The 523-nt window shown below is 37.9% G+C and carries 1 protein-coding gene; it reads left to right on the top strand.

Annotated elements, in window-relative coordinates; all coding sequences use genetic code 11:
• Positions 1-338: 338 nt before the first annotated feature.
• Positions 339-523, top strand: a 185-nt coding sequence (locus tag R8O11_RS31150) for a thermostable hemolysin (protein ID WP_318195382.1), incomplete at its 3' end; no start/stop codon positions are given.

Genomic DNA, 523 nt, shown 5'->3' with positions numbered 1-523 from the left:
TAAAGCCAACCAAACAACCTTTGATGGTTGGATTGAAGAAGCGAAGAAAGCGGCAATGTAACGCCCAAAAATCTTAAGAAACCGCTAAAGCTTTAGCGTATCTTTGGTTCCTCAGTGAGAAAATGAAAAGCCAGTCGATTGTTTAGACTGGCTTTTTTATTTAGATTACTTAAGAAAACATCGTATTAATATCAATTGCATACCAGCACAAAACCCCAAAAGGCACTGCCATTTAAGCCTTCCTGTCGTTAAATAATTTATCAAAATTTCATTCCTTAAGAATTTCTTTAGTTTCGCGTTTTATTTTGTTGATAACTACTCAAACAAAGGAAGCGCTCATGAAACACCATGCACAAACTTCTGCAGATGGCTTTACTTTAGACATCGTTTATCCAATGCATCCGCTTTGGAGCCAAGTTATCGAGCATGTTTCTCAGCGTTATCAAGAAGCATTCTTTGCCGAGCTAAAACAATTTATGCCGGCGTATTTAACCCTCATTGAAGGCGGCCAAATTATTTCCGT

The organism is Vibrio sp. 1288, assembly GCF_033344475.1.
Note: the sequence above shows the minus strand (reverse complement) of the source record. Positions and strands in the feature narration are given on the sequence as shown.